7 protein-coding genes are annotated in these 10,092 nt (G+C 63.6%); 3 read left to right on the top strand and 4 right to left on the bottom strand.

All coding sequences use genetic code 11. From position 1 onward, the window contains the following. From murJ to EN750_RS06500, 3 genes are all read right to left on the bottom strand, one after another. Nucleotides 1-962: murein biosynthesis integral membrane protein MurJ (gene murJ, locus EN750_RS06510; protein ID WP_127395942.1), on the bottom strand; the 962-nt coding region annotated here is incomplete at its 3' end. Between the two features lie 46 nt (nt 963-1,008). Beyond that, the gene (locus tag EN750_RS06505; RefSeq protein WP_127395941.1) at nt 1,009-3,810 is read right to left on the bottom strand and encodes a [protein-PII] uridylyltransferase; all 2,802 of its coding nucleotides are present in this window, start codon (nt 3,808-3,810) and stop codon (nt 1,009-1,011) included. A gap of 78 nt (nt 3,811-3,888) precedes the next feature. Next, nucleotides 3,889-4,707 (bottom strand): glycosyltransferase family 25 protein, encoded by an 819-nt coding sequence (locus EN750_RS06500; RefSeq protein WP_127395943.1) that lies wholly within the window; start codon nt 4,705-4,707, stop codon nt 3,889-3,891. Between the two features lie 185 nt (nt 4,708-4,892). Here EN750_RS06500 and EN750_RS06495 point away from each other — a divergent pair, with 185 nt between their 5' ends. The 3 genes from EN750_RS06495 to EN750_RS06485 all read left to right on the top strand — a co-directional run bounded on the left by EN750_RS06495 (nt 4,893) and on the right by EN750_RS06485 (nt 8,763). Next, nucleotides 4,893-7,397 (top strand): heavy metal translocating P-type ATPase, encoded by a 2,505-nt coding sequence (locus tag EN750_RS06495; protein ID WP_127395940.1) that lies wholly within the window; start codon nt 4,893-4,895, stop codon nt 7,395-7,397. Nucleotides 7,398-7,440: 43 nt separating this feature from the next. Then, a complete protein-coding gene (locus tag EN750_RS06490; RefSeq protein WP_127321683.1) occupies nt 7,441-7,833 on the top strand; it encodes a DUF305 domain-containing protein in 393 nt (130 codons plus the stop codon). A gap of 84 nt (nt 7,834-7,917) precedes the next feature. Then, a complete protein-coding gene (locus EN750_RS06485; RefSeq protein ID WP_127395939.1) occupies nt 7,918-8,763 on the top strand; it encodes an aldo/keto reductase in 846 nt (281 codons plus the stop codon). Here EN750_RS06485 and mutS read toward each other — a convergent pair. Next, nucleotides 8,764-10,092, bottom strand: a 1,329-nt coding sequence (mutS, locus tag EN750_RS06480) for a DNA mismatch repair protein MutS (RefSeq protein WP_127395938.1), incomplete at its 5' end; no start/stop codon positions are given. It abuts the gene before it with no gap.

The raw sequence follows: 10,092 nt of genomic DNA, 5'->3' as shown, positions 1-10,092 counted from the left end.
GTCAGGAACAGCGTGAACTCGACCGAGCGGTTCTGCAGATTGGCCGCCTCGATTAGATTGCCCGACTTCAGCGCCCGCGACAGTTCGGGCAACAGCACGATCGCCACCGCAACACCGACCACGCCGAGCGGCAATTGGTAGATGCGGTCGGCATAGGCGAGCGAGGATACCGCGCTGTTCTGCGCCGAGGCGATCGCCGTGCCGATCAGCTGGTTGATCTGGGTGATGCCGCCGGTGATGGCCGCCGGCAGCGCCAGGATCAGCAGCCGCTTGACCGCGGGCGTCATTTTCGGCCGGCGGAAGCCGATCGAGATGCCGGCGTGGCGCACCGCCACCCAGACGATCGCCAGTTGCACCAGTCCGGCGGCAAGCACGCCCCAGGACAGCCCGTAGCCGACGGTGAGGGCATCCGAGCCCTTGTACCAGGCATAGGCGAGCACGCCGATCAGGATGATGTTGAGGAACACCGGTGCCACCGCGGCGGCGAAATAGCGGCGCAACGAATTCAGCATGCCCGCCATCATCGCGCCCAGCGACATGCAGATCAGATAGGGAAACATGATCGTCGCCAGCGTCACCGTGGTGTCGAACTTCCCCGGCGTGCCGGCAAAACCCGGCGCCACCAGAAAGCGCACGATCAGCGGCATCGACAGTTCCATGATGATCGTCAGCGCCAGCAGCGCCGTGAACAGCACGCCGAACACTTCCTCCGAAAAGCGCTTGGCGCCTTCGGTTCCGTGGGTTTCGATCTCCTTGGCGAACAGCGGCACGAAGGCGGCGTTGAAGGCCCCCTCGGCAAACAGCCGGCGAAAGGTGTTGGGAAACTGGAAGGCGGCGTTGAAGGCATCGGCGACCGGTCCGGTACCGAGGGCGGCAGCCATCAGCATCTCGCGGCCGAAACCGAGCGCGCGGCTCATCAGCGTGCCGGAAGCGACCGTTGCGAATTTCTTGACGAGGCTCATGCTTTTGGGAACTGCCTGCGCAATTGGGACAAAGTGATGGTCGTTGTCACTCGGCCGCCGCCCTGGACTTGCCGCCGCGTTCGGGCACGATGCCTTCGAGCGTTGCCATCAGCCGATTGCGGATGGTGGCGATGCGGGCCGGGCTATCTATCTTCTGGCCAGTGAGATCGGTGACATAGAAAGTGTCGATGACCTTTTCGCCGAAGGTGGTGATGTGGGCCGATGCGATGTCGAGCGACAGGTCGGAAAGCGTTCCGGTGATCTCCGACAGCAGTCCCGGCCGGTCGAGGCCCTCGACCTCGATGACCGAAAAACGGTTCGACAGCGTGTTGCGGATTTCGGCGCGCGGCGGGATCTTGAACACCTTGGAGCCGCGCCGCGGCTTGGTGCGCTTCTCGATCATTTCCGGCAGCCAACTCTTGCCCGACAGCACGTCCTCGATCAGCCGGCCGACACGCTCGGCACGCCGGCGCTCGTCCTCGTCGCGATCGAATTCTCTGCTGATCAGGATCGTGTCGAGCGCGCGGCCATCCGACGTCGTGAAGATCTGCGCGTCGACAATGTTGCCGCCGGCTCCGACGCAAGCCCCGGCGATGACCGAGAGCAGGCGGGGGTGGTCCTGCGCCAGCACGGTGATTTCGGTCACCGCCTCGAACTGGTGGGTCTTGACCATGGTGGCAAGCTTGTTGCCTGACACGTCGGCTTCGCGGATGAACTCGGCATGGCGCAACTGGTCTGCGAGATCGACGGTCAAAAGGTAATTCTCGTAGTGTTGGCCGACATAGCGCTTGCGGGCCTTGTCCGGCCAGTCGGCAAGCGCCTCGGCCAGGCGCTCGCGCGCCGCCGCCGTGCGCTGCGCGCGCGACACTTCCGAAAACCCGCCGGTCAGCAGCAATTCGGTCTCGTAGTAGAGCGTGCGCAGCAGCTGGCCCTTCCAGCCGTTCCAGACACCGGGTCCGACGCCCCTGATGTCGCAGACGGTGAGGATCAAAAGCAGCTTCAGCCGCTCGACCGACTGCACGATCGCGGCAAAATCCTCGATGGTCTTGCGGTCGTTGAGGTCGCGGGTCTGCGCCGTCATCGACATCACGAGGTGGTTCTCGACCAGCCAGGCCACGGTTTCGGTATCGGCAGGCGACAGCCCCATATGCGGGCAGATGCGACGGGCGATCCTGGCCCCCGCCTCGGAATGGTCCTCCGGCCTGCCCTTGGCAATGTCGTGCAGCAATACGGCGACATAGAGCGCCTCGCGGCTCTTCTTCAGGCCCGGCATCAGCGTGTGCGAGAGGGGGTGGACCTTTTCGCCGTCGCCGCGCTCGATCTCGGCCAGCACGCCGATGCAGCGGATCAGATGCTCGTCCACCGTGTAGTGGTGGTACATCGAGAACTGCATCATGGCGACGATCTTGCCGAAATCCGGGATCAGCCTGCCGAGCAGTCCGGCTTCGTTCATGCGACGCAGATTGAGTTCGGCATTGCGATCCGAGGTCAATATGTCGAGGAACAGCCGGTTGGCCTCCTCGTCGCGCCGCAGCGACTTGTTGATCAGGCCGAGCGAACGGGTCAGCAGCTTCAGCGCGTCGGGGTGGAATTCCAGACCGTGCTTGTCGGCGAACCAGAACAGCCTGAGCAGATTGACCGGATCGCGCTCGAACACCAGGTCGTCGGCGATGTTGATGCGGTGGTTGTCGACAATGAAATCGGAGGTGCCGGCCAGCTTGCGCTTGCGCCTGGAGAAAGTCAGGAAGATGCGGTTGAAGCCAGGAACGTGCTTGGCTTGCTCCTCCTCGAGCGCAGCGCAGAAGATGCGGGTCAGGTCGCCAACGTCCTTGGCAACGAGGAAGTAGTGCTTCATGAAGCGCTCGACCGCCGACAGGCCGGGGTGCGTGGTGTAGCCGAGCCGTTCGGCGATCTCGCGCTGGATGTCGAAATGCAAGCGCTCTTCGGCCTTGCCGGTGAGGAAATGCATGTGGCAGCGTACCGCCCACAGGAAATCCTCGGCCTTCTGGAACTCGCGGTATTCGCCCTCGGTGAAGACGCCCTTGTCGACCAGTTCCTCGCCGGTGCGCACTCGATAGAAATATTTGCCGATCCAGAACAGCGTCTGCAGGTCGCGCAGGCCGCCCTTGCCGTCCTTGACGTTGGGCTCGACCAGATAGCGGCTTTCGCCGGCCTTGGCATGGCGGTCATCGCGTTCGGCAAGCTTGGCCTGAACATATTCGGGGCCGGTCGTGCGCACCACCTCATGGTCGAACCGCAGCATCAGTTCATCATAGAGCTTTTCCTCGCCCCACAGGAAACGTGCTTCGAGGATCGAGGTGCGAATGGTGACATCGGTGCGCGACAGGCGCAGGCATTCGTCGATGTTACGGGTGGCGTGGCCGACCTTCAGCCCCAGGTCCCACAGCATGTAGAGCATGTATTCGACTGTCTGTTCGCCCCACGGCGTCTGCTTGTAAGGCAGCAGGAACAGAAGGTCGATGTCGGACCCTGGCGCCAGCGTTCCACGGCCGTAGCCGCCGACAGCGACGACGGCCATGCGCTCCGCCGAAGACGGATTCTTGACCCGGTAGACGTGGGTGACGGCGAAATCGTAAAGCGCCCGGATGATCTCGTCCATGAGGTGCGACAGCCGCGCCGCGCAGGCGCTGCCGCCGCCATCGTCCATCAGCATGCGTTCGGCAATGGCGCGCCCTTCCGCCAGTCGTCCCTTGAGCAGTTGGAGCACGCCATTGCGCGCGACCTGCCCGGAGCCGTCGCCCGCCGTGGCCGCGGTCAGCGCGGTCATCTCGCGGCGCAAGGCTTCGCCGTCGATCAATTCGTCGAGCTTCAGGGAGATTCTTGCCATATACCCAGCCGGCCTTGCCGTTCGGCGGCGTCTATAGCGCGTTTTCGCGACGCTGGGTATGGGGCGTTGAAAGCCGGTTCAAGACCCGGCTGATCTCTGGCTCGGATAAGTAAATGGAATGACCATTCTCCGCTTCAGTCGACAGAAATCGGCAATGCGCTTGCCTATTCGCCGAGCCTCGGCTTTTACCGTCGCTATGGCTGTCTTTCTGCGTCTCCCGGTCCCGACGGCGCACTGGATATCGCGCTTTTCCCTGAGCAGGCTTGGCAATTGGAGCGCCCTGTCGCCAAGGAACTGATCTTGTGCGCAGAGCGCAGGAACAAGCTGATAGATCGTCTCGCCTCGCAAAACCGAAAACTCGGGGTTGAAGACAAGGTCGTCGACAGCGATGCCGATCTCCTCTGTGGCCTTGATCAGGTCGAGCGCGGTTTGCCTGGAGATGATGTAGCCGGCGGTTCCTATATGTCCGGCGTCGAGTTTGGATGTGGAAAAGCCGTGACCGATGGCAATGCGCTTGCGTCGGATCACGGTCTTGCAAAAATAGCTTTCGAGCTTGACGACTTCGGCATCGGCTGGAATCCAGTCGCTGTCGCGAAGCAATGCGCCGGCTTTCGCGGCAAAGACGATGTCGTCCTCGAAGATTGCCCCGTAGCGAGCGTCGCCTTGCGCGATGGCGGCCCAGCAGGCCCGGTGACTGAGCAGGCAGGCGATCTCGCCGTCAGTCAATGGCAGCCTGTTCCGATATCCGACATTTTGCGGCAGCTGGTCCAGGTCCGGCCGATCCCGTGCGTCGATGGCCTGAACGCGTTCGAATGGGACGTCGATGCGGGCAAACTCCGCCGTCACACGGGCAAGGCGATCGGGAGACCGATCGAGATTGATGACCAGACGCTTCATTGCCAAAGAAAATCTCACCCCGGGACGCTCGCTCTCTAGCAGGCGTGGTGTTGCCGCGTGAGACTTTTTTTGGGGTGGATGGACGCGCGGTGGACCGGAGAAGAAAAGTCGAAACAGCCCTTGACCTTCCAGTTACTGGAAGCCCTATCTCCACGTCACACACCGATCCATCGAGGCATTTTCGAATGACGCATTCCGATCACGATCATCACGCGCATGGTAGCTGCTGCTCGACAAAAGGCGCGGTGCCCACCACGAAGAGCGTCGTCCGCGACCCGGTCTGCGGCATGACTGTCGATCCGGTCGCCGGCAAGCCGACGACCGAGCATAATGGCCATCCCTATCATTTCTGCAGCCAGGGCTGCCGCGCGAAATTCGTCGCCGAGCCGGAAAAATTCCTGCCGGCCACCGATCCGGTCTGCGGTATGAGCGTCGACCGCGCGACAGCCAGGCACTTTGCCCGCCACGAAGGCCAGGGCTTTCACTTCTGCTCGGCCGCCTGCCAGGCGAAATTCGAGGCGGAGCCGCAAAAATATCTCGGCGACAGGCCGGCACCGCAGCCGATGCCCAAAGGCACGCAATACACCTGCCCGATGCATCCCGAAATCATCCGCGACAAGCCAGGATCCTGCCCGATCTGTGGCATGGCGCTGGAGCCGATGGGCGTACCAACGGGCGATGAAGGGCCAAATCCCGAGCTGGTCGATTTCACCAGGCGGTTCTGGGTGAGCGTTGCCTTGTCGGTCCCCCTTCTGATCATCGCCATGGCACCCATGATCGGCCTGACGTTTGAAGGTCTGGTCGAGGACCGGGCAAAAGTCTGGATCGAACTGGTCCTGGCAAGTCCGGTGGTGCTTTGGGCCGCCTTCCCCTTCTTCCACCGCGGCTGGGACTCGCTGGTCAACCGCAGCCCCAACATGTGGACGCTGATCTCGCTCGGCGTTGGTGCTGCCTATCTCTACAGCGTCGTCGCCACACTGTTTCCGGATATCTTTCCGCATCAGTTCCGCGGCCATGGCGGTGCGGTGCCGGTCTATTTCGAGGCTGCTGCCGTCATCGTTGCACTGGTCTTCCTTGGCCAGGTGCTGGAGCTGCGCGCCCGTGAAAAGACCGGCTCGGCAATCCGCGCCTTGCTTGATCTCGCGCCGAAGACCGCGCGGCTGATCGCCGCCGACGGTTCCGAAAGCGATGTGCCGCTCGATGCGGTCAAAGCCGGCGATCGCCTGCGCATACGCCCCGGTGACGCCGTGCCGGTCGATGGCACGGTGGTGGAAGGGCGATCCTCGATCGACGAATCGATGATCACGGGCGAGCCGTTGCCGGTCGAGAAGGTCGAGGGCGATGCGCTGACCGGCGGCACGCTCAACAAGAATGGTGCGCTGATCATGCGCGCTGAGAAGGTCGGCGCCGAGACGACGCTGGCGCGCATCGTCGATCTCGTCGCCAAGGCGCAGCGCTCGCGCGCCCCGATTCAAGGGTTGGCCGATCGCGTTTCTTTCTACTTTGTCCCGGCCGTCGTCCTTGTCGCGATTGTCGCTTTCATCGCCTGGGCCGTGTTTGGACCCGAGCCCAGCCTGATCTTTGCCATCGTCTCGGCGGTGTCGGTGCTGATCATCGCTTGCCCCTGTGCGCTCGGCCTCGCCACGCCGATGTCGATCATGACCGCCACCGGGCGCGGAGCGCATGCCGGTGTGCTGATCAAGGAGGCCGCAGCACTCGAACGCTTCGCTTCCGTCGACACGCTGATCGTCGACAAGACGGGGACGCTGACCGAAGGCCGGCCGAAGCTGACCGATGTCGTTGCGGCAAACGGTTTTTCCGAGGAGGAATTGCTGGCGCTTGCCGCCGGTCTGGAGAAGGGGTCGGAGCATCCTCTGGCTGAAGCCATCGTCGACGGCGCTGCTACGCGCGGCGTGACCGTTGCCGAGGCCAGCGCCTTCGAGGCGGTCACCGGCAAGGGCGTGTCCGGTTCGGTCTCGGGAAAGACGGTCGCGCTCGGCAACGCCGCGATGATGGCGGACCTTGGCGTCGACACCGCATCCATCTCGGCCAAGGCCGAGGCGCTGCAGCTCGAAGGCAAGACGGCGATGTTCGTCGCTGTCGACAAGAAACTGGCCGGCATCGTCGCCGTCGCCGACCCTATCAAGGCAACGACGGCCGAGGCGATCAAGGCGCTGCATGAAAGCGGCCTGCGCATCATCATGGCAACCGGCGACAATGAACGCACGGCCAACGCGATCGCCAGAAGCCTCGGCATCGACGAGGTCCGCGCCGGCCTGCTGCCGGAACAGAAGGCAGCCCTTGTCGAGGAACTGCGCGCAAAAGGCGCCGGCGTTGCCATGGCCGGCGACGGCGTCAACGACGCACCGGCCCTTGCCGCCGCCGATGTTGGCATCGCCATGGGCACCGGCGCCGATGTCGCTGTCGAAAGCGCCGGTATCACTCTGGTCAAGGGCGACCTCAACGGTATCGTGCGCGCCCGCACGCTGGCCCAGGCGACCATCCGCAACATCCGCCAGAACCTGTTCTTTGCCTTCCTCTACAATGTGCTTGGCGTGCCGGTCGCCGCCGGCGTGCTCTATCCGCTCACCGGCACGCTTCTGTCGCCGATGCTGGCGGCGGCGGCGATGAGCCTGTCTTCGGTGTCGGTGATCGCAAACGCGTTGCGGCTGAGAACATTGAAACTCTGATCCAAGCCCCCAAATACGAAACCCATCCAACAGGAGACCATGAATGACCTTCGCCAAAAAACTCGTGCTGCTGCTGATGGCGGCCGGAATGCTGGTTGCCGTCTTCCTCGAAAGCGTTCCGGCGCAAAGCGAAGAGATGAAACACGACATGGGCGCCATGGCGGCGGATGCGACCAGCCCTTCGACGGAAGGCTACAAGGCGGCGATGGACAAGATGCATGCCGACATGATGGCGTCCGACTATACCGGCAATGCCGACGTCGATTTCGTCAGAGGCATGATCCCGCACCATCAGGGTGCGATCGACATGGCCAAGGTCGAACTCGCCAATGGCAAGGATCCGGAAATCCGCAAGCTGGCCGAAGGCGTCATCGCCGCGCAGGAAGCCGAGATCAAGCAGATGCAGGCCTGGCTCGCCGCCCATCCGGTGAAGTAAGTCTTCAGCCATCGCCAGCGCGGCGAGAGCGCCTCTGGATTTCTCGTCCAGCCTGTGATGCGATCGGCCCAAATGGAGCCCGCCATGCCGTCGACCATCAGAACCACCAAACTGCCCTCAGGCGAAGCCGTTCAGGTGCTTGGCCAGGGCACATGGAAGATGGGCGAGGATATCAGTCGCCGCGCCGATGAGGTGAATGCTCTGAAGCTCGGCCTCGACCTCGGCATCACGCTGATCGACACCGCCGAAATGTATGCCAGCGGCGGTGCCGAGGAGGTGGTGGCCGACGCTATCGCCGGGCGCCGAGACGAGACCTTCCTGGTCTCGAAAGTTCTACCGTCGAACGCTTCACGCGCGGGCGTGCAGCGCGCCTGCGAAAACAGCCTGAAACGCCTGCGCACCGACCGCATCGACCTCTATCTCTTGCATTGGCCTGGCAGCGTGCCTCTGACCGAAACGGTCGCGGCTTTCGAGACCTTGAAAAAGGCCGGCAAGATCCGCCACTGGGGCGTCAGCAATTTCGACACCGACGAGATGGAAGAGCTGATTGGCGTGCCCGATGGCGGCAATGTCCAGACCAACCAGGTGCTTTACAATCTGGTCCGGCGCGGCCTCGAATTCGACCTGGCGCCCTGGAGCCGGCAGCGCAACATTCCGCTGATGGCCTATTCGCCGGTTGAGCAGGGCGCGTTGGCGCGCAATGCCAGGCTCGACGCGGTCGCCGCTCGCCACGATGCGACTTCCGCGCAGATTGCCTTGGCCTGGGTGGTGCATCAGGAGGGCGTCATCGCCATCCCGAAAGCCAGCAGCCAGGAGCATGTCCGCCAGAACGTCGCGGCGCTCGACATCAAGCTTACGCCGCAGGACATCGCCGATCTCGACCGCGCCTTCCCGCCACCAGCGCGCAAGCGCGGGTTGGAGATGATCTGACTATATCCCCGCCAGCCCCTTCAGCCGGTAGAGCGCTTCCAGCGCCTCGCGCGGCGTCATCTCGTCGGGATTGATCTCGCCGAGCGCCATACCCAGCGCATCGCTTTTGGGCGGCTTCGGCGCTTCCCGCTTCACCGCCACCGAAAACAGCGGCAAATCGTCCACCAGCCGGTTCGTCTTGCCCGAAACCTCACCTTCCTCAAGCTGGTGCAGCACTTCCTTGGCCCGGTCGACCACCGCTTCCGGCAGGCCGGCCAGCCGTGCCACCTGCACGCCGTAGGAGCGGTCGGCGGCCCCCTTGCCGACCTCGTGCAGGAAGACGACGTCGTTTTCCCATTCCTTGACCCGCATGGTCACGTTGGAGAGCCGCGCCAGCTTGCCGGCCAGCGAGGTCATTTCGTGAAAGTGAGTAGCGAAGATCGCCCGGCAGCGGTTCTTCTCATGCAGATATTCCACGGCCGCCCACGCGATCGACAGGCCATCGAAAGTGGCGGTGCCGCGGCCGATCTCGTCGAGGATCACCAGCGCGCGTTCACCAGCCTGGTTGAGGATCGCCGCCGTCTCGACCATCTCGACCATAAAGGTCGAGCGGCCGCGCGCCAGATCGTCCGAGGCGCCGACCCGCGAGAACAGCCGGTCGACGACGCCGATATGGGCGGATGTCGCCGGCACGAAGGAGCCGGTCTGGGCCAGGATGGCGATCAGTGCGTTCTGCCGCAGGAACGTCGATTTACCGCCCATGTTGGGGCCGGTCAAAAGCCAGATCGCGCCGTTCCTGGCGCTGCCCTCCGGCGACAGGTCGCAATCATTGGCAACGAACGGGCCTTCGCCCGAACGGCGCAAGGCCTGTTCGACCACCGGATGCCGCCCGCCCGCAATCTCGAAGGCAAGGCTGGAATCCACCACCGGCCGGCACCAGGCTTCGCTTTCCGATAAAAGCGCGAGCGCCGCCGAGACGTCGAGCACGGCCAGCGCATCCGCGCCGGCGCGGATATTCTCCGCTTCACCGACCGCTTCCATCGTCAGCGCGTCGAAGGCGGCAAGCTCGATGCTGAGCGCCCGGTCGGCGGCATTGGCGATCTTGGTCTCGAGTTCGGCGAGCTCGGTCGTGGTGAAGCGCATGGCGTTGGCCATGGTCTGGCGGTGGATGAAGCGCGCCTTGGCGCCATCGCTGCCGGTCATCACCGCATGATGGTTGGCGGTCACCTCGATATAGTAGCCAAGCACATTGTTGTGCCGGATTTTCAGCGAGCGGATGCCGGTCTCGTCGATCAGCGAGCGCTCCAGCCCGGCGATCACCTTTCGCGATTCGTCGCGCAGCGCCCGCAT

Origin of the sequence: Mesorhizobium sp. M7A.F.Ca.ET.027.03.2.1 (genome assembly GCF_003999175.1) — a bacterium.
Taxonomy (GTDB): Bacteria; Pseudomonadota; Alphaproteobacteria; order Rhizobiales; family Rhizobiaceae; genus Mesorhizobium.
Note: the sequence above shows the minus strand (reverse complement) of the source record. Positions and strands in the feature narration are given on the sequence as shown.